Genomic DNA, 18,467 nt, shown 5'->3' with positions numbered 1-18,467 from the left:
GACATTTCCGAGCAGGGGTAAATTCGGAAGGCAGCGCAAACTAGCAGTGTAGCCGAGAGGCTGGCCGCTGTCCAGCCAACCCCGCAGGTCATCGCGGAACGCGCCTCGGAACCTCATGCCGGGCCGCTCGGAACGCGACACTCCCACCGGGCCACCTTGCGGCCGTCGGGCGACTCGCCGAGCCCGCACCCACGTGGCGACCGTTGCAAGCGCGGAAAGTCTTGCTGGTTTCAGCGTGCCTGCCGGGCCCGGCCGCGTCAAGAGCCGGCTACCGCCAGCTGCGACCCACCGCTCCCCGTCGGCGCCGGAGACCCGGCGCAGCTGCGTGGGCGGACCGACAGGCCAGGCTCCAACCAACCGCGCCTACCGCCCAGCTCGGCTGGGCGGTAGGCCACCAACACGGGCGGGCGGCGATCCGCTGACCGGATCGCCGCCCGTCGTGCCGCAGGGTGCCCCGGCACACGTACACCAGACACCCCACCGGGGTTAGCACAAGGTCACTTGAGGGTGACCTTGGCGCCCTCGCCCTCGAGCTTGGCCTTGGCCTTGTCGGCGGTCTCCTTGTTGGCCTTCTCCAGGATCGCCTTCGGCGCGGACTCAACCAGGTCCTTGGCCTCCTTGAGGCCCAGGCCGGTCAGCTCACGCACGACCTTGATGACCTGAATCTTCTTGCCACCGTCGGCCTCGAGGATGACGTCGAACTCGTCCTGCTCCTCCTCGACCGGGGCAGCAGCACCGGCGGCCGGGGCGCCAGCGGCCACGGCGACCGGAGCCGCGGCGGTGACCTCGAAGGTCTCCTCGAACTGCTTCACGAACTCAGAGAGCTCGATCAGCGTCATCTCCTTGAACGCGTCGAGCAGCTCGTCGGTGCTGAGCTTCGCCATGTCTGGCGTCCTTTCTCAAGTGGTGTTGCTAAGAATCGTGTGCACCGGGGCAGCCTCAGGCCGCCTCGGCGCCTTCCTTCTCGCGCTTGTCCTGCAGGGCAGCCGCCAGGCGGGCCGTCTTGGCCATCGGCGCCTGGAACAGCGACGCGGCCTTGCTCAGGTTGCCCTTCATGGCACCGGCCAGCTTGGCCAGCAGCACCTCGCGGGACTCCAGGTCGGCGAGCTTCGTGACCTCGGCCGCAGTGATGGCCTTGCCCTCGAAAACACCGCCCTTGATGACCAGCTTCGGGTTGGTCTTCGCGAAATCGCGAAGACCCTTGGCCGCCTCGACGACGTCGCCCGAAACGAAAGTCAGCGCGGTAGGACCGGTGAACAGCTCATCGAGCCCGGAGATACCCGCGTCCGCCGCGGCACGCTTGGCCAGCGTGTTCTTGGCGATCGTGTAGGTGGTCTCCGTGCCGAGCGAGCGCCGCAGCTGGGTGAGCTGGGAGACCGTCAGACCACGGTACTCGGTCAGCACGGTCGCGCCCGCGTTGCGGAAGCTCTCGGTCAGCTCGACGACGGCCGTGGCCTTGTCGGCCCGGATCGGCTTGTCCGCCATGTCCCTCCTCTCTCGTTACTCCAGGCTGGTCACCGTCATCGGCGGTAGCCGACGGCGGATCCGGAGGAACACCGCAACGAGAAAAGCCCCGGCGCAGGGCGCACGGGGCGAAAGGCTGGGCCTGGAACCACAGTCGGCGGACCGTGGGAGACAACCTGTTTTCGCTTGCCGCCCTGCGCGGGTCGCCCGTCATCGCGGAACCTTCGACCGTGCCGAGGCACGGTGACCAGCGGTCTCTGGGTGGAACTTCGCGACAAGAATACGCGATCCCCGCCGGGGCCGCCACACCGCCCCACCCGGCCTGCCCCAGCCCCCACACGTCAAGGTCCTCGGTGGCGACAAGTCAGCCAGAAAGCCGAACGGGGCCCCACCAGCTGGCAGGGCCCCGTTCGAACGCAGTCGTGCTCAGCCCTCGGCGGAGCCCTCCTGCAGGTTCTTCACCACGTTCGGGTCGACCGGAACACCCGGGCCCATCGTGGTGGTGAGGGTGACCTTCCGCAGGTACTTACCCTTGGCCGCGGACGGCTTCACCCGCAGGATCTCGTCGAGGACCGCCGCGTAGTTCTCCACCAGCTGGCCCTCGGAGAACGAGGCCTTCCCGATGATCAGGTGCAGGTTGGAGTGCTTGTCCACCCGGAAAGCGATCTTACCGCCCTTGATGTCCGCGACCGCCTTGGCGACATTCATCGTCACCGTGCCGGTCTTCGGGTTCGGCATGAGACCGCGCGGGCCCAGGATCCGCGCGATCCGACCAATCTTGGCCATCTGGTCCGGCGTGGCGATCGCCGCATCGAAGTCGAGCCAGCCGCCCTGGATCCGGGCGACCAGCTCGTCCGTGCCCACCTCGTCGGCGCCGGCGGCAACGGCCTCCTCGGCCTTCGCACCGGCGGCGAACACGATCACACGCGCGGTCTTACCAGTGCCGTGCGGCAGGTTGACCGTGCCGCGAACCATCTGGTCCGCCTTGCGCGGGTCGACGCCGAGGCGCATCGCGACCTCGACCGTGGCGTCGAACTTGACGGAGGTGCTCTCCTTGGCCAGCTTGACGGCCTCGGCGGGGGTGTACAGCTTCGACCGGTCGATGGCCGCAGCCGCCTTACGGTAGTTCTTGCTGTGCTGCATCTGTGGTTACTCCTGTGGTCTCTGGCGGGCCGCGGTGCTCGCGAGCCCTCCCACAAACGGGATCGGCGGGTCGGCGTGGGTCAGTCGACGACGTTCAGGCCCATCGACCGGGCGGTACCGGCGATGATCTTCTCGGCCTGGTCGAGGTCCTTGGCGTTGAGGTCAGCCATCTTCTTCTCGGCGATCTCCCGCAGCTGAGCGCGGCTGACCTGGCCGACCTTCTCCAGGTGCGGGACGCCCGAGCCCTTCGCCACACCAGCGGCCTTGATCAGCAGTCGGGCGGCGGGCGGGGTCTTCAGCACGAAGGTGAACGTGCGGTCCTCGTAGACGCTGATCTCGGCGGGGACGATGTCGCCCCGCTGGGACTCGGTCTGGGCGTTGTAGGACTTGCAGAACTCCATGATGTTCACACCGTGCTGACCCAGCGCGGGGCCAACCGGCGGCGCCGGGGTGGCCTGGCCCGCCGGCAGCTGAAGCGTGAACGTCTTGACGAGCTTCTTCTTCGGAGGCATGTCACTTCCTGGGACGTGAAACGGGAATTCGCACCGCCAGTCGGGGCATGCACGGTCAGCATGCCGCGTAGACGGCGACGTTCTAGGGTAGCGCACGCCGACTGCCGGCCTTCCGGGGTCCGGCTGCCAGCCGCCCTGGCCAGAAACGAGTACGTCGGCGGTGGGTAGCTACCCACCGCCGACGTACTGAAGATCAGATCTTGGCGACCTGGTTGAAGTTCAGCTCCACCGGCGTCTCTCGACCGAAGATCGACACCAACACCTTGAGCTTCTGCTGGTCGGCGTTGATCTCGCTGATCGTCGCCGGCAGGGAGGCGAAGGCACCGTCGGTGACGGTGACCGAGTCGCCGACCTCGAAGTCGAGGACCTTGACCTCGGGCTTCGCCTTCTTCTCCACGGCCTCGACCGCTGGCGCCAGCCACTTCAACACCTCGTCGAGGCTCAGCGGCGCCGGCCGGTCGGCCCGGTCGGTGGCGCCCACGAAGCCGGTCACCCCAGGCGTGTTCCGCACGCAGGAGTACGACTCCGCGGTGAGCTCCATTCGCACCAGGATGTAGCCGGGGAAGACCTTGGCCTGGATCTGGGAACGCTTGCCGTTCTTGACCTCGACCTCATCCCGGGTCGGCACCTCGACCTGGTAGATGTAGTCCTCCATGTCGAGGGAGGTGATCCGGGTCTCAAGGTTGGTCTTGACCTTGTTCTCGTAGCCGGCGTACGAGTGCACCACATACCAGTCGCCCGGCGCGTAGCGCAGCTTCTGCCGCAGCTCGGCGACCGGGTCGAACTCGTTCTCCTCGGCCGGCTCGCTGGCGCTGGCGGAGAGCTCCGGCTCGCTGGCGGCCTCAACCGACATGTCACCAGCCGCCGTCGCGACCGTGGACTGCTCGTCCACAGGCTCGGCGGTCTCGTCGTACTCAGGCACGCTTGCTCACTTCCGTCACTATCAGCACAGTCAGCCGGTCAGCTGGGGTTACCGAAGACCCACAGCACACCCTCGGCGAAGGCGAGGTCCAGGCCAGCCACGATCGCCAGCATCACGGCGACGAACACGATCACCACGGAGGCGTAGGTCAACAGCTCCTTGCGCGTCGGCCAGATGACCTTACGCAGCTCAGCCACGACCTCGCGGATGAATCGCGCAACTCGACCGATCGGGCCAACCCTGTCACCCTGGGCACGGCTCTTCGGCCGGTCAACCGACTCGGCCCGAGACGAGCCGCTCGCGCTCTCACCCCGGGAGGCCGACTCATCGTCGGCGCCGGCATCGCCGGTAGCGTCGAGCTCGCCGTCCAGACGCTCGTCGTCGGCATCCTCGCCGCGCCGCTTGTTGTCGGCCACATCGCCCTCCGTCGCGGGATGTCGGTTCGCACGCCGTCACAGCATACGCGGCGTCTGGTCACGCCGGCCGGCCCGACCGTCCGCGACGGGCCGTAGCCAGCGGTCCGAACTTGGGGCCCGAGTGCCTCGGAGCCGCCCTGCCGATACCACCACCACGGGCCGGACGCCGCCGGCGACGACGCGACCCACGAAACGATCAGGCCTGAGGCGCAGGGGTGACAGGACTTGAACCTGCAGCCTGCGGTTTTGGAGACCGCTGCTCTGCCAATTGAGCTACACCCCTATGCGGCGGACGTCACCTCACCCCGCCAAAACGGCCGGGCAGGGTCACGTGCCCCACGGCGGACCAGTGTACGGGTAGTGGCACGACTTTCCCAACCGGTCCGCCCCCGGCACGTCAAAGATCGGTCAGCCGGACGTCCGGATGGTCGCCCTCGCCTGCGACAACACCTTCTCCCCGCCGCAGGTCGCGGTGATGTCGATCCTGGTCAAGCCCGCATCGGTGACCTCCCGAACCGCCGCCGTCACCTCGATCTCGGTGCCCTGCTCATCGTCTGGGACAACGACCGGCCGGGTGAATCGGACCCCGTAGTCGACCACCGCGTCGGCAGCGCCGGCCCACTCGGCGACGGCCCGGCCCACCAACGCCATCGTGAACATCCCGTGGGCGATCACGCCGGGCAGCCCGACCGAGGTCGCGATCCGGTCGCTCCAATGGATCGGGTTGAAGTCTCCCGAGGCGCCCGCGTAGCGGATCAGGTCCGCCCGGGTTACCTGGAATGTCTTGGTCGGCAGCTCCATCTCAGCCCTCCCCCCGTACGACAATCTTCGACCAGACGGTGACCACCGACTCACCTTCCGGCGTGGTGACCTCGGTGCGGGTGGTCAGGAACCCGTGCCCGCCGCGGGTGCGGACCTCCTCGATGGTGTTGACGCAGACCAGCTCGTCCCCCGCCACAACCGGGCGGGTGTAGGCGAAGCGCTGATCACCGTGGACGACCCGGCTGTAGTCGACGCCGAGGTCCGGATCCGCCACGATCTGATGGGTGGCGGCCATGGTGACCACGACCGGAAAGGTCGGCGGGGCGACCACGTCCGGATGGCCGAGCGCACGAGCGGCGATCGGGTCGTGATGGGCCGGTTCGGTAGCGCCGATCGCGGTCGCGAACTCACGAATCTTCTCTCGGCCCACCTGATAGGGGGCGGTCGGCGGGTAGGTCCGGCCGACGAAGGAGGGGTCCAGGGACATGCCGCGAACCTACACGCAGAACACGGCCGCCGACCCACCCGACCGGCGGCGGTAGAGCCACACGGGTCGGCGGATCGGCGACCGTGGATAGATCAGCGGCGGACCGCCAGGATCAGCGGGTCTCGCGGTGGATCGTGTGCCGGCCGTCCCGCGGGCAGAACTTCTTCAGCTCGATACGGTCCGGGTCGTTACGCCGGTTCTTGCGCGTGATGTAGTTGCGCTCCTTGCACTCCACACACGCCAAAGTGATCTTCGGCCGGACATCGGTCGCCTTCGCCACGGCGGAGTGCCTTCCTCGTAAATGGGTGACAACTACGGACGCATCAGCCTACGCGCTAAGCACGTGGACATGCAAAGCGGGCGCCGAAGGCGCCCGTCCTATCATCCGCCGGGTGAGGCCCGATGGACGAAAGTAGCGGTGGCCGGACTTGAACCGGCGACACAGCGATTATGAGCCGCTTGCTCTGCCACCTGAGCTACACCGCCGGGTGGGTCCAGCCGGACCCTCTGAGCCCCCTTACGGAATCGAACCGTAGACCTTCTCCTTACCATGGAGACGCTCTGCCGACTGAGCTAAGGGGGCCTGCGCGACCACTCGGTGGCCGTGCAGAGGTAAGCGTACACGGCGGGATCGCGGAGCTGAAATCGGATCCCCCGGTGGCCGGTGAGCCCAGCTCACGGCACGACCCGCAGCCGCGGCGGCTCCCCCGCGGCCGCTGTTCCCGACTCCAGTTGGGCGCCGAACCACGCCTCCAGCCGCTCATAGGGCAACGGACGGCTGAACAGGAACCCCTGCCCGTACTCACACCCGATGTCCTGGAGAAGCTCCAGGGTCAACTCGCTCTCCACCCCCTCGGCCACCACGGCGAGGCCGAACTGCTGGGAGAGCGTCACCACCGCGTTGACGATGGCCAGGTCACCTGGGTCGGTCGCCATCCCCTGCACAAACCGGTGATCAACCTTCACCTCGTGCACGGGGAGCCGGCGCAGGTGGGCAAGCGACGAGTTACCCGTACCGAAGTCATCCACCGACAGGCGGACGCCCAGATCACGCAGGCGCCGCAGGGTCGGAATGGGGCGGTCGGTGCCGTCCAGCACCCCGGACTCCCGGATCTCCAACGTGAGCCGCTGCGGCGGCACCCCGTACTCCCCGAGCAGTTCCCGCACCCGCTCCGGGAAGTGCTGGTCGGTCAGCGTACGCGGGGAGAGGTTGACCGCGACGGAGAGCGGGTGACCCCCGGGCGCCCAGTCACGGCTAAGCCGTAGCCCCTCCCGGAGCACAAACTCGGTGAGCCGCCCCAGCTGACCGGTGTACTCCGCAACCGCCACGAAGTCCTCCGGCGAGACCGCCCCGTGGGCCCGGTCCTCCCAGCGGGCAAGGCACTCGACGCCCACCAACCGCCGGTCGGGCAGGGTGACCTTGGGCTGGAAATACACCTCCAGCTCCCCGTTGGCCAGGGCCCGCCGCAGGTCGCCGGCGAGACCGAGCCGCCGCAGCGACCGGGACTCCAACGCCGGGTGGAACAGCTGGACGTTCCCGGGCGCGGACTGGGCTGCCCGTACGGCCAGGTCGACCCGTTGCAGCAGCGCGGCAGACCCCTCGCCATGTTCCGGGTGCACGGCGACACCCACCGCCGTATCCACGTCGAGGGTCAGCCCGTCAAAGGTCACCACGGCCCGGATCTGCTCCCGCATCCGCGCCGCCAGTTCCAGGGCCGCAGTCGACCCCGCCAGCCGAAGGGTCACCAGAAACGCGTCCCCGCCGACCCGTCCCACCAGTGCCGAGGACGGCGCGCAGGACCGAAGCCGCGCGGCGACCTGGACCAACACCTTGTCCCCGGCAGCCCGCCCGAGAGACTCGTTGACCTCCCGGAGTCGATCAACCGAGAAGAGCAGCAGCGCCACCACCTCACCCGGCGCCCGGATCTTCACCGCCTCGTCCAGCGCCTCGGTGACCCGCCGCCGGTTGGGCAGCTTGGTAAGCGTGTCGTGGTAGGCGTCGTGCCGCAGTCGGTCAACCAGCCGGGAATTCTCGAGCGCGACCGCGGTGTGCGCGGCGACGGTCTCGAAGACAGGGACATCATCCGGCGTAAAGAAAACTCCTTCGCTGAGCCGATTGACGACCTCCAGTGTGCCGATCACCGCCGGACCCGACCGTAACGGGACGACGATCACGTCCTTCACCCCGTGGCCGGTCAGGTCTCCCCAAGCGTCAGCGGAGTCCGGGAGGGCTCGCCCGACGGCAAGGGTCACACCGGATTCCCGGACCTGTTCCCGCAGGTCTGCTGGGGTGGGCGCAACATCGAGCAGACCCCGGTCGCCCATCCGAGCGCTGAGCAGCACCTCGGGAAACCGCCCCTGCGCGGGGAGCCACAGGGTCGCGTACTCGGCCTGCATCAGGGCTCGGATCCGGCCCAACAGCTGGTCGGCGACGGCGCCCTCCCGACCGCCCTCGGTCATCGCCCGAGTCAGCTCGTACATGCTGCTCAAGGTGCGGTGCTGCCGGAGGAACTGCGCATACGAGCGGTAGACCACCACCATCGCAACGGCCAGCACCGCAATCAACAGCACTGACCACCAGGTCGACTCCAGCGCCAGCAACAGGATCAGGCTGATCGCCACGTTGATGGAGTTGACCACCAGCGGCACCGGGGACCTGCGGAACAGCTCCCAGCCCGCCTGCCAGCCGTGGAGCAGACTCACGACACCACTGATCGCGGTCAGGGAGACAACCGAGTTCACGGTGACCGCGGCGAACAGGACCGCCCAGGTCCGGGGCCCTACTCCGTCCACTCCCGAGAGCCCGACCAGGACCACGCCGCCCAGCGAGGCCGCCGCGCCCTTGCAGGCCACGTTGAACCAGACCTTCACCGCGCCGAGCCGACGCCAGAGCAGCCCGACCAGGGTGGACAGCACGATGAGCGCCACAACCGTAAAGGGCGGCAGGTAGTAGAACGCCAGCACGAGTGGGATCTCGGTGACGACCACCTCGAGCGCCTCCCGGCGCACGACGATCTGCAGGACCCCGGCACCAGCCGCGATCATCACGACGAGCAGGGCGGCGGCGATAGCCAGGTCACCGGGGGGCGGCTCGGCTGCGAGCGCCAGGAAGATACTCCCAAAGACCGCGACCATCGCCAGCGGGGCGATGATCAGCCAGACCTGCTCGGTGGTCCTACGCACCGGCAGTGGACTGCCTGACATTCCGCCCCCTGGTTGACGGTGCGGACGCTACCTGCCTACTGCGATGCCAGCCTCCACGGCTAGACCCAAATAAAGTCGGCGAGCTGCACCCCCGAGTCCAAGGCCAGGAGGCCACCGAGCGCGGCCAATACCGCGAAGGTGAGGGCACTTCGCCAGCGACGTGACAGTCCAGACATCGGTGAACTCCTGCCGGGAGGGGATCCGCGAATGTTGCCGGTGTCACGATGGTGCCATACGTGAATCCGCCGGCAAAGCCGACGGGGGACGGATCTAGAAAACGACAGATCTGGGCAAAAGCATCCTTTTGCCGCTACAGAAGGAATGATCCTGACCTACCTTGATCTGCCACGAATCTCGACGCAGCAACTGGGTACGGTTCCACCGTTCGTGGGTAATCGATCACATGTCAAACAAGGACAGATCGGTAGACGCGGAACACGCTCGGCCAGCAGGGGTCGATGACGCCACCGTCGAAGCACTGGGCGGCTTGAGCGAGGCGTTGGAGACAGTCCACCGGGCACGTGGTCACCTGTATTCGGCACACCAGCTCATCGGGGAAGCAGATCTCACCCTCGACCGGGTGGTACGGCTGCTCCGCGAGGCCGGGCACGACGACACGGCCGACCGGGTCGAGCACGAGCTGCTGGGCCGCAACGTGCTACCCGGACGATGGACATTCCAGGTCGTGGAGGAGTTCGACGACGGCTACCACGCCACGTTCCAGGAGATCGAGCGGGACGCACGGGAGCGCCTGGCCGGTGGGCGGCGGCACATCTACGAGGCGGAGATGAAGCAGCGGCGCCGTACCCACGGGTTGCGGGGGCACGAGGCCACGCCGGAGGCGGGAACTCCGTAACGTGGCCTGGTAGCGCGGCTCGGGCAGCGCCACGCGATCATTCATCGATCGACCGGGACCGTCGTGAGCCCGACCCGAGTGGTGCGTAGCGGCGCGGACCGGAGCGCCAGCAGCCCGGCGCCGCTGGTGGCCACCGCGCAGATCACCACCGCCACCACCGCACCACGGTGTTCGACGACGGTGCCGAGCACGTTGAGCATGACCAACGAGGCCAGGCTCTGCACCAGGGTCAGCAGGGCCTGAATACGGGACAGGTGCGTCTCCGGGGTCGTCCCCAGGATCAGGGGCCCGATGTGCGCGGCGAAGAGACCACTCCCGAGTCCCAGCACCACCGCCGCGCCGAGGGCTACAGCGGCGGTCGGTGCGAGCGCCAACCCGAGCACGCCAACGCTCGCTGTCAACAGGCCCCAGGCGGAGAGGAGACCGGGCCGGCCGAGCGGGCCTCGGCGCGCGACAGCCAAGGTGACGACCAGCATGCCGACGCTCTGCGCCCCAAGGATGAGACCGGCAGCCTCCGCTCCCCAGCCTTCCGCCCGCGCGAGCAGCGGGACCAGTAACGACAGCACCGGGAGCAGGAACGCCGCCGCGGCCCCGGTCATCGTCAACCCGGGACGCAGGAGCGGATCCCGGAAGCCGACGCGGAGGCTGTCGAAGGCGTCGCGGACAACCCCGCTGCCCGCCGGCGGTGGCGGGCCACCGTACCGCGGCCGGATGACGATCAGCAGCATCAGTACCGCGGCGAAGGTCACCGCGTTGACCAGGGCGGCCCCCGCCAGCCCGGCCAACCCGACGAGAACCCCGCCGAGCGGACCGCCGCCCACGGCCACCAGCTGACCGCCGGCCTGGCGTAGCGCCAGGGCCCGCGGCAGTTGGTCCGGGTTGACCAGCCGTCGCGGCATCGAACCGGACGCTGGCAGATAGAAGGCGTCGGCGACCCCCACAGCAACCCCGGCGGTGAGCAACAACCAGGGCGGCGCGCCAAGATGGTAGGCCGCTGCCGCCAGGGCGACCGAGAAGACGAGCATCGCCGCATCGCCGGCGATGAGCACTCGGCGTGCGCTCACCCGATCCCCGACCGCCCCACCGATCAGGAGCAGCAGCACCCGCGGCAGCGTGATGGCGGTGAGCACCAGACCGGCGATGGCACCGCCATGCGCACTCGCCTGCCAACCGAGGGCAAAGTAGAACAACGAGTTACCCAGCAGCGAGGCGAGGATCCCGACGAGCCAGAGCAGGTACGAGGTGGGCAGTTGGGGCCTCCGGCGGCGAGGACGCGGATCTGGACCACCGGACAATGCCGGATCTTGGCCGTTGCCACAAGGCCGGCCAGGAACGGCCGTACCGCGGGGCTACCGTAGGTGCGTGACGCTCTCGCTGGCGATCTCGCCCTGCCCCAACGACACGTTCGTCTTCCACTCGCTGGTGCACGGGCAGGTCCCCGGCGCCCCCGCGGTCACGGTGACCTACGCCGACGTGGACGTGACCAACACGGCCGCCGAGCGGGGCGCCTTCGACCTGGTGAAGGTGAGCTACGCGGCGCTACCGTGGCTGCTCGACGACTACCACCTCTTGCCCTGCGGTGGAGCACTCGGCCGGGGATGCGGACCCCTGGTGCTGACCCGACCCGACCCGACGCTCGCCCCTGCTGCGGCACCCGAGGGCTCAGGCAGCCGGGTGACCGGGGCCCCGGACCGGGCCGACCTCACCGGGGCCACGGTTGCGGTACCCGGTGACCGGACCACGGCCTACCTGCTCTTCCGGCTCTGGTCAGCCGGGCGGCCACCCGCCCGGATCGAGGTGGTGCCGTTCCACGAGATCATGCCGGGGGTCGCCGCCGGCCGATACGACGCCGGCCTGGTGATCCACGAGGCCCGGTTCACCTACCCCCGGCACGGGCTGACCGCCCTGGTCGACCTGGGCGAGTGGTGGGAGGCCGACACCGGCCTCCCGATCCCGCTCGGCGCGATTCTCGCCCGCCGCGGCAGCGTGGATCCCGAGGCCGCCACCGGATGGATCCGGGAGTCGGTCCACCGCGCCTGGGCGGACCCGGCGGCCAGCCACGACTATGTACTGAGGCACGCGCAGGAGATGGAGCCCGACGTGGTCAAGCAGCACATCGACCTCTACGTGAACGAGTTCACCGCCGACCTGGGCGCAGCCGGGTACGCCGCCGTCAACGCGCTGCTGGGCCGGGCCGCCGACGCCGGCCTGGTGCCTCAGACCTCCAACTCACGGGCGACCGCGTGGACCAGCTGAGCGATCTTCTGCGCGGTCTTCCGGTCCGGGAACCGGCCACGGCGTAGGTTCGGCTGCACCTTCGCCTCCAGAACTTTAATCATGTCTTCGACGAGGCCGTGCAGCTCCTCCGCCGGGCGACGACGCAGCTCCGCCACCGACTGTGGGGCCTCCAACAGCTTGACCCCCATCGCCTGGGTGCCCCGGCGGCTGTCGACCACGCTGAAGTCGACCCGCTGCCCACCCTTGAGGTCGGTGACACCTGCCGGAAGCGCCGCCTTGGGCAGGAACACGTCGCCGCCCTCGTCACTGGTGACGAACCCGTATCCCTTGGTCGCGTCGTACCACTTCACTCGACCCGTCGGCACTTGAAAACCTCTGCTTCACTCACGACGTCTACTGCTCTAAGGCTAGCCGGACCGCGGCGTTGGGCGCCGCTGGGAATCCAGTGAGATCATCGCGCACCGGCGCCACCCCGGCCGCGGCTGCCACGGGTACGGCGGTCACCGATGCGGTGGGGGCGACTGGCCGACCGAGGGGCGGAGCGGGCACCCGTCGGGCTAGCGTGGAAAGACGATGACCAACTCACTCGCCGACCACCTGCGTGCGCTGCCCGACCAGGCGCTCGCGGCCCTGCTCCAGCAGCGGCCGGACCTGGTCGTACCGGTCCCCACCGACCTCGCCGCGCTCGCCATCCGAGCCCAGTCCCGGGTATCGGTGGCCCGCGTGCTGGACAGCCTGGACCGGTTCACGCTTCAGGTCCTCGACGCCGCCCGGCTCACCCGCGACGCAGCGGCCGACACGACCAGCCTCGACGTGATCCTCGCCATGGCCGCGGCCAACGCCCGCCCGCCCGACCCGGCCGCCGTCCGCGAAGCGGTGCGACTACTCCGATCCCGTCTGCTGTTGTACGGACCCGACGAACACCTACATGTGATCGGCGGCATCGACGAAATCTCCCCGTACCCCGCGGGGCTGGGCCGACCGGCAGCGGAGCTGGACTCGCGGGCGGCGGCCCTCTGCGCGGACCCGGCGAAGCTGCGGCGCACCCTGCTCTCGGCCCCGCCGTCGGCGCGGGCCATCCTCGATCGGCTCGCCGCCGGTCCGCCGGTCGGCAGCGTGCCACCGGGGGCGTTGCAGGCCCCGCCCCTGGGCGCCGAGGATGTCCTGCCCCCGGACCCCACGAACGGCGGCCCACCCACCGGCTCACCGGTGCGCTGGCTGGTTGACCACCGGCTCCTGGTTTCGGTCACCACCGGTGGGGGTGGCCGGCCCGGGACTGTCGAGCTGCCCCGGGAGGTGGGGCTCCTGCTCCGCCGGGATACCGGCACGCTCGGACCCATGCCCACCGACCCGCCACAGGTCGCGGCCCCACCCCGGGAACCGAAGGCGGTCGACTCAGCCGGGGCCGGCCAGACCATGGAGGTGGTCCGCCAAGCCGAGGCGCTGCTGGAACAGCTCGCCGCGGAGCCGGCCTCGGTGCTTCGCTCCGGTGGCCTGGGCGTCCGCGACCTGCGCCGGCTGGCCCGCGCCCTCGGCCTGGACGAACCGACCGCCGCGCTGCTGCTGGAGACGGCGCACGCCGCCGGACTGACCGGGGAGCTGGAGGCGCCCGGGATCGCCGCGCCCCGGGCCGGCGCCGAGCAGCAGGTGCTGCCGAGCGCCGGATACGAGGCCTGGCGCGCCGGTTCGCTGGCGCAACGGTGGGAGCAGCTGGCCCGGGCCTGGCTGACGATGACCCGACAACCCGGGCTGGTCGGCAAACGCGACGACCGGGACCGCCCGATCACGGTGCTCTCCCCCGAGGCGGAACGCGCTGGGGCGCCGATCGGCCGGCAGACGGCGCTCGGTGTCCTCGCCGACCTGGAGCCGGCGACCGCACCCACCCCGGACGAGGTGTTGGAGCTGCTGGACTGGCGAGCGCCCCGGCGCAGCCGGGGACGGGAGGCGGCACACCGGGAGGTGCTGACCGAAGCGGCCACGCTGGGCGTGACCGGGCTGGGGGCGCTCACCTCGTACGGGCGGCTACTGCTCGCCGCCACCGCCGGCGAGCAGCGGGACGCGGACGACCCGCTGGGCCTGCACGCCGACGGCGAGCCGTCAACGGCGGTACGGGCGCTGGACGGGCTGCTACCCGCCCCGGTTGACCACTTCCTGGTGCAGGCCGATCTGACCGTCGTCGTACCCGGACCGGCTGACCCGCCCCTCGCCGCCGAACTGGACGTGGTGGCCGAGCACGAGTCGGCCGGTGGGGCCAGCGTGCACCGGGTGACCCCGGCGAGTGTCCGGCGGGCGCTGGACGCCGGCTACTCGGCAGACGACCTACACGGGTTGTTCGCCCGGCGATCGCGGACCCCGGTGCCGCAGGGGCTCACCTACCTGGTCGACGACGTCGCCCGCCGGCACGGCGGGCTGCGGGTCGGCGCCACCGGGGCGTACCTACGCAGCGACGATGAGGCGCTGCTGGGCGAGGTACTCGCCGACCGCCGGTTGGAGGTGCTGGCGCTCCGCCGGCTCGCGCCGACCGTGCTCGTCACTCCGGGCCCGGTCAACCGGATGCTCGCCACGCTGCGCGAGGCTGGCTACGCGCCGGTGCCCGAGGACACCACCGGTGCGGCGGTACTCACCCGGCCCAGGACCCGCCGGGCGCCGGCGCGCTCGCCGGGCACCGCCGCCCGAATCGTTGACCCAGCCACCGCCCCGAGGCTCCCGATGCCCCGGCTCCTCGGCATGGTCGAGCAGATCCGGCGGGGCGACGCCGCCACCCGGGCCGCGCAGCGGGCACCGGCGTCGCTCCGCGGCCAGGAGGGCGCCGGAACCGCGCACCGCCACACCGACGCGCTGGCCGTACTCCAGCAGGCGGTTCGGGACAAGGCGCTGGTCTGGGTGGGGTATGTCGACGCACACGGGGCGACCGCCTCCCGGCTGGTCCGTCCGGTGTCGATCGGGGCGGGTTACCTACGGGCGGAAGACGAGCGAACCGAGATGCTGCACACCTTCGCCCTACACCGGGTGGCAGCAGCGGTGCTGGCGGACTGAACGCCGCGACGGGTCAGCGCCGGCCGCGCGGGAAGAGGACGACAGGTCAGCGCCGGTCACGGCGGAACGTGCCGACCACCGCGACCACCAGCAGCAGACCGAACGCCGTACCGGCGGTCTCGCCGACCGAGTCCACGAGGCCCTGCCGCTGCACCAGCAGACCAAACAGGAACCAACCGAACAGGAGCACCCCGCCAGCCACGTAGGCGACCATGGTGCCGGCGGAGACAGGCGGATCGGGTCTCCGCGGCGTCTCGGTCATCACGTCCTGGTCGACGGTCATTCCGCCCTCCCCGCCATCGACGAACCTGGAGGATCCAGGGTGACACTCACCGTGGCTGTGGGCCAGCACCACCACCGGCCGGTCCGGCCCGGGCGTTGCGCCCGCCCCCGTTGGCGGCTCCGCCGCCCCGACCGACGCGGGCCCCCGACCCCGCCGCCCTCGGCCGCGGATCGAACGCGTACGCACCGGCGCCGACCAGCGTGACGACCGTGCGGGCACGGTCCGGAAGGCGGCCCGGAAGCAGGAACGTGAGACCCACCCGCATTAGTCGTCACCCTGCAAGACGTACCAGTGCCCCGCCAGGTTGCATGCGCGCCCAAAAATCCTGCCTCCGGTGCGGGGCGTGTAACACTGGATGGTCGTCCCGTGGCCTTATGCCCGGCACGACGGCCGGCATCCGAAGATCAAGAGAGGCGCTCACGTGAGTGGTGGACCCCTGATCGTGCAGTCGGACAAGACCCTGCTGTTGGAGATCGAGCATCCCGATTCGCAGGCCTGCCGGTTGGCGATCGCGCCGTTCGCCGAGTTGGAACGCTCACCGGAGCACGTACACACGTACCGGCTGACCCCGCTGGGCCTGTGGAACGCCCGGGCTGCCGGGCACGACGCCGAGGGCGTCGTCAACGCGCTGATCACGTACAGCCGCTATCCGGTGCCACATGCCCTGCTGGTCGACGTGGCCGAGACGATGGACCGGTATGGCCGGCTGCAACTGATCAACGACCCGGCGCACGGCCTGGTGCTGCGGGCCGTGGATCGGGTGGTGCTGATCGAGGTCGCCAAGAGCAAGAAGCTCGCCGGGATGCTCGGCACGAAGCTCGACGACGACACCATCGCGGTGCATCCGTCCGAGCGCGGCCGGCTCAAGCAGGCGCTGCTCAAGCTCGGCTGGCCGGCCGAGGACCTGGCCGGGTACGTCAATGGTGAGGCCCACCCGATCGAGCTGGCCGAGGCTGGCGGGGACGGCGGAAAGCCGTGGACGCTGCGCTCCTACCAGCGGGAGGCGGTGGAGGCGTTCTGGGCCGGCGGGTCGGGCGTGGTGGTGTTGCCCTGCGGTGCGGGGAAGACCCTGGTCGGGGCGGCGGCGATGGCCGAGGCGAAGGCGACCACGCTGATCCTGGTGACGAATACGGTGGCGGGGCGGCAGTGGAAGCGGGAGTTGGTGGCCCGTACGTCGCTGACCGAGGCGGAGATCGGCGAGTACTCGGGTGAGCGCAAGGAGATCCGTCCGGTCACCATCGCCACGTACCAGGTGTTGACGTCCCGACGCGGTGGCGCCTTCACCCACCTGGACCTGTTCGGGGCACGCGACTGGGGTCTGGTCGTCTACGACGAGGTTCACCTGCTGCCCGCACCGATCTTCCGGTTCACCGCCGACCTGCAGGCCCGTCGCCGGCTGGGGCTGACCGCCACCCTGGTTCGCGAGGACGGTCGGGAGGGGGACGTGTTCAGCCTGATCGGTCCGAAGCGGTATGACGCACCGTGGAAGGACATCGAACAGCAGGGCTGGATCGCCCCGGCCCGGTGCACCGAGGTACGGGTGACGCTCACCGAGGCCGAGCGGATGGCGTACGCGACGGCGGAGGCCGAGGAGCGCTACCGGATGGCGGCGACCACCCGGACCAAGCTGCCGGTGGTGAAGGCGCTGCTCGACCGACACCCGGGCGAGCAGACCCTGGTGATTGGCGGGTACATCGACCAGCTGCACCAGCTGGGGGAATATCTGGACGCGCCGATCGTGCAGGGGTCAACCACGAACCGGGAGCGGGAGCGGCTCTTCGACGCGTTCCGCTCCGGTGAGCTGCGGACCCTGGTGATCTCGAAGGTGGGTAACTTCTCGATCGATCTGCCGGAGGCGGCGGTGGCGGTCCAGGTGTCGGGCACGTTCGGCTCCCGGCAGGAGGAGGCGCAGCGGCTCGGTCGGGTGCTCCGGCCCAAGGCCGACGGCCGGCAGGCGCACTTCTACACGGTGGTGTCCCGGGACACAATCGACACCGAGTACGCCGCCCACCGGCAACGCTTCCTCGCCGAGCAGGGGTACGCCTACACGATCGTGGACGCCGACGATGTCCTCGGCCCCTCGCTCCCCTCGGTCGACTGACCCACCCGATCAGGGCTCGACCACCACACCGTACGCCGACAAGGCCCTAAACTCCGCCCGGTCGGGCGGAGTTTAGGGCCTTGTCCATGTCGGAGCGAAACCGGCGGAGAAGGCACTCCTCCTCAGCCCAGATGTCGAGCATCAAGGCATAGCTCGACCGGAAAGTCCGCAATCTACCCTTGATGCGGCGCGACTCTAGCTATCGACCATCCGCGATCACGCTACTGGTTGACGAACCAGGTCATCGCCCCCGCCATGGGGCCCTACCACCCATTGCCGACGCAATCGACACACCTCTACACTTCACTCTTTATCGATATTCGTCGACAGTCGGGACCATGAACATGCGCAAGCGAAGTCTCGCCCTGGCCTCCGCCATGACGGTGATTGGCCTGACTCTACCCAGCACGACCGCAGTCGACAGTGCGGCTGGGCGCAGCTTGCCCATCCCCGTCGATCCCCGCGGTGTCGGACTACAGCCGTTCACGGTTCAGCCGGCCACAGCCCACCCCATCGACACCGCAGCGGTGCCGCGACATCCCTTCATGGCCGCCAACGGCACCAGCAACATGCATGGCGACGCCTACCAGACCGACGCGTACCACAATCCCGGCCCTTCTGGGCGCGACCTGACGGTGAGCAGCCGGTTGCAGGGCGGAGTGTGCCTTACGGTCACCTTCGACTCCAAGGGCCGGATCGTCACAGTCTGCATCACCCCGGGCCAGGCACCTCGGCTACTTCTCCTGGATCCGAACACCCTCGACACGATCACCGCCCTGAGCCTGCCTGGTGCCGCCAGCGCCAGCCCCACCGATGCCGTCGGTGGCGCGTACTTCTACCTCGACAACCACGACCAGGCGATCATCCCGACCAACACCGGCGAAATCCTGGTCGTCGCCGTCCAGGACGACCGCCTCGTACCCCAACGCAGCTACGACCTCACCCCCGCCATCGGCACCAGCGGCATCGTGTCGGCCCTGCCGGACTGGTCGGGACTGCTCTGGTTCGCTGCCAAGGACGGCACCGTCGGCACCCTTGACATG

At 69.6% G+C, this 18,467-nt stretch carries 17 protein-coding genes, 3 tRNA genes and 1 pseudogene; 5 read left to right on the top strand and 16 right to left on the bottom strand.

Annotated features, from left to right (window positions below; translation table 11 throughout):
- Positions 1-497: 497 nt before the first annotated feature.
- From rplL to B118_RS0100050, 13 genes are all read right to left on the bottom strand, one after another.
- On the bottom strand, positions 498-884 hold the full coding sequence (rplL, locus tag B118_RS0100110; RefSeq protein WP_018222572.1) for a 50S ribosomal protein L7/L12: 387 nt from the start codon (positions 882-884) through the stop codon (positions 498-500).
- Between the two features lie 55 nt (positions 885-939).
- On the bottom strand, positions 940-1,485 hold the full coding sequence (gene rplJ / locus B118_RS0100105) for a 50S ribosomal protein L10 (protein WP_018222571.1): 546 nt from the start codon (positions 1,483-1,485) through the stop codon (positions 940-942).
- 405 nt (positions 1,486-1,890) lie between these two features.
- Positions 1,891-2,607 (bottom strand): 50S ribosomal protein L1, encoded by a 717-nt coding sequence (gene rplA / locus B118_RS0100100; RefSeq protein ID WP_018222570.1) that lies wholly within the window; start codon positions 2,605-2,607, stop codon positions 1,891-1,893.
- An 80-nt stretch (positions 2,608-2,687) separates the two neighbouring features.
- A complete protein-coding gene (gene rplK, locus B118_RS0100095) occupies positions 2,688-3,119 on the bottom strand; it encodes a 50S ribosomal protein L11 (RefSeq protein ID WP_018222569.1) in 432 nt (143 codons plus the stop codon).
- 193 nt (positions 3,120-3,312) lie between these two features.
- A complete protein-coding gene (gene nusG, locus B118_RS0100090; RefSeq protein WP_018217074.1) occupies positions 3,313-4,041 on the bottom strand; it encodes a transcription termination/antitermination protein NusG in 729 nt (242 codons plus the stop codon).
- Positions 4,042-4,079: 38 nt separating this feature from the next.
- Positions 4,080-4,457, bottom strand: a complete 378-nt coding sequence (secE, locus tag B118_RS0100085) for a preprotein translocase subunit SecE (protein ID WP_028192240.1) — start codon at positions 4,455-4,457, stop codon at positions 4,080-4,082.
- A 210-nt stretch (positions 4,458-4,667) separates the two neighbouring features.
- Positions 4,668-4,740, bottom strand: a tRNA-Trp gene (locus B118_RS0100080).
- Between the two features lie 125 nt (positions 4,741-4,865).
- Positions 4,866-5,258: a MaoC family dehydratase gene (locus B118_RS0100075; RefSeq protein WP_018222567.1), complete on the bottom strand. Its 393-nt coding sequence runs from the start codon at positions 5,256-5,258 to the stop codon at positions 4,866-4,868.
- Position 5,259: 1 nt separating this feature from the next.
- Positions 5,260-5,706 (bottom strand): MaoC family dehydratase N-terminal domain-containing protein, encoded by a 447-nt coding sequence (locus tag B118_RS0100070; protein WP_018222566.1) that lies wholly within the window; start codon positions 5,704-5,706, stop codon positions 5,260-5,262.
- 112 nt (positions 5,707-5,818) lie between these two features.
- A complete protein-coding gene (gene rpmG / locus B118_RS0100065) occupies positions 5,819-5,986 on the bottom strand; it encodes a 50S ribosomal protein L33 (protein WP_012184342.1) in 168 nt (55 codons plus the stop codon).
- A gap of 133 nt (positions 5,987-6,119) precedes the next feature.
- Positions 6,120-6,192: transfer RNA gene (locus tag B118_RS0100060), tRNA-Met, on the bottom strand.
- Between the two features lie 24 nt (positions 6,193-6,216).
- Positions 6,217-6,289: transfer RNA gene (locus tag B118_RS0100055), tRNA-Thr, on the bottom strand.
- A 92-nt stretch (positions 6,290-6,381) separates the two neighbouring features.
- Complete coding sequence (locus B118_RS0100050) at positions 6,382-8,910, bottom strand: putative bifunctional diguanylate cyclase/phosphodiesterase (protein WP_027645719.1); 2,529 nt, start codon at positions 8,908-8,910, stop codon at positions 6,382-6,384.
- Between the two features lie 403 nt (positions 8,911-9,313).
- Between B118_RS0100050 and B118_RS0100045 the strand changes: the two genes are divergently transcribed.
- A complete protein-coding gene (locus B118_RS0100045) occupies positions 9,314-9,766 on the top strand; it encodes a hypothetical protein (RefSeq protein WP_027645718.1) in 453 nt (150 codons plus the stop codon).
- A 41-nt stretch (positions 9,767-9,807) separates the two neighbouring features.
- Here B118_RS0100045 and B118_RS0100040 read toward each other — a convergent pair whose 3' ends face one another.
- On the bottom strand, positions 9,808-11,061 hold the full coding sequence (locus B118_RS0100040) for an MFS transporter (RefSeq protein WP_018222563.1): 1,254 nt from the start codon (positions 11,059-11,061) through the stop codon (positions 9,808-9,810).
- A gap of 67 nt (positions 11,062-11,128) precedes the next feature.
- Here B118_RS0100040 and B118_RS0100035 point away from each other — a divergent pair, with 67 nt between their 5' ends.
- A complete protein-coding gene (locus B118_RS0100035) occupies positions 11,129-12,022 on the top strand; it encodes a 1,4-dihydroxy-6-naphtoate synthase (protein WP_027645716.1) in 894 nt (297 codons plus the stop codon).
- Here the strand turns inward: B118_RS0100035 and B118_RS0100030 are convergent.
- Positions 11,983-12,369: a cold-shock protein gene (locus B118_RS0100030; protein ID WP_026184694.1), complete on the bottom strand. Its 387-nt coding sequence runs from the start codon at positions 12,367-12,369 to the stop codon at positions 11,983-11,985. The genes B118_RS0100035 and B118_RS0100030 overlap by 40 nt on opposite strands.
- Positions 12,370-12,577: 208 nt before the next feature.
- Between B118_RS0100030 and B118_RS0100025 the strand changes: the two genes are divergently transcribed.
- Positions 12,578-15,040, top strand: a complete 2,463-nt coding sequence (locus B118_RS0100025; RefSeq protein WP_028192239.1) for a helicase-associated domain-containing protein — start codon at positions 12,578-12,580, stop codon at positions 15,038-15,040.
- Positions 15,041-15,086: 46 nt separating this feature from the next.
- Here the strand turns inward: B118_RS0100025 and B118_RS0100020 are convergent, their stop codons facing one another.
- Positions 15,087-15,323 (bottom strand): hypothetical protein, encoded by a 237-nt coding sequence (locus B118_RS0100020; protein ID WP_018222559.1) that lies wholly within the window; start codon positions 15,321-15,323, stop codon positions 15,087-15,089.
- 421 nt (positions 15,324-15,744) lie between these two features.
- On the opposite strand from B118_RS0100020, the gene B118_RS0100010 reads away from it, so the two are divergent.
- On the top strand, positions 15,745-17,424 hold the full coding sequence (locus tag B118_RS0100010; protein ID WP_026185685.1) for a DNA repair helicase XPB: 1,680 nt from the start codon (positions 15,745-15,747) through the stop codon (positions 17,422-17,424).
- A 344-nt stretch (positions 17,425-17,768) separates the two neighbouring features.
- A pseudogene (locus tag B118_RS0100005) lies at positions 17,769-18,467 on the top strand (hypothetical protein); the annotation flags it as partial.

Source organism: Salinispora pacifica CNR114 (assembly GCF_000514775.1).
In the GTDB taxonomy this organism is placed as follows: domain Bacteria; phylum Actinomycetota; class Actinomycetes; order Mycobacteriales; family Micromonosporaceae; genus Micromonospora; species Micromonospora pacifica.
The sequence above is the reverse complement of the archived record's forward strand: the minus strand, read 5'-3'. Positions and strand labels throughout refer to the sequence as shown.

Excerpts from the sequence above, each read along its gene's own strand:
- B118_RS0100020 (WP_018222559.1), bottom strand. The coding sequence starts at position 15,323 with ATGACCGTCGACCAGGACGTGATGACCGAGACGCCGCGGAGACCCGAT.
- rplA (WP_018222570.1), bottom strand. The coding sequence starts at position 2,607 with ATGCAGCACAGCAAGAACTACCGTAAGGCGGCTGCGGCCATCGACCGG.
- B118_RS0100075 (WP_018222567.1), bottom strand. The coding sequence starts at position 5,258 with ATGGAGCTGCCGACCAAGACATTCCAGGTAACCCGGGCGGACCTGATC.
- B118_RS0100025 (WP_028192239.1), top strand. The coding sequence starts at position 12,578 with ATGACCAACTCACTCGCCGACCACCTGCGTGCGCTGCCCGACCAGGCG.
- B118_RS0100050 (WP_027645719.1), bottom strand. The coding sequence starts at position 8,910 with ATGTCAGGCAGTCCACTGCCGGTGCGTAGGACCACCGAGCAGGTCTGG.
- B118_RS0100045 (WP_027645718.1), top strand. The coding sequence starts at position 9,314 with ATGTCAAACAAGGACAGATCGGTAGACGCGGAACACGCTCGGCCAGCA.
- B118_RS0100070 (WP_018222566.1), bottom strand. The coding sequence starts at position 5,706 with ATGTCCCTGGACCCCTCCTTCGTCGGCCGGACCTACCCGCCGACCGCC.
- rplJ (WP_018222571.1), bottom strand. The coding sequence starts at position 1,485 with ATGGCGGACAAGCCGATCCGGGCCGACAAGGCCACGGCCGTCGTCGAG.
- rplL (WP_018222572.1), bottom strand. The coding sequence starts at position 884 with ATGGCGAAGCTCAGCACCGACGAGCTGCTCGACGCGTTCAAGGAGATG.
- rplK (WP_018222569.1), bottom strand. The coding sequence starts at position 3,119 with ATGCCTCCGAAGAAGAAGCTCGTCAAGACGTTCACGCTTCAGCTGCCG.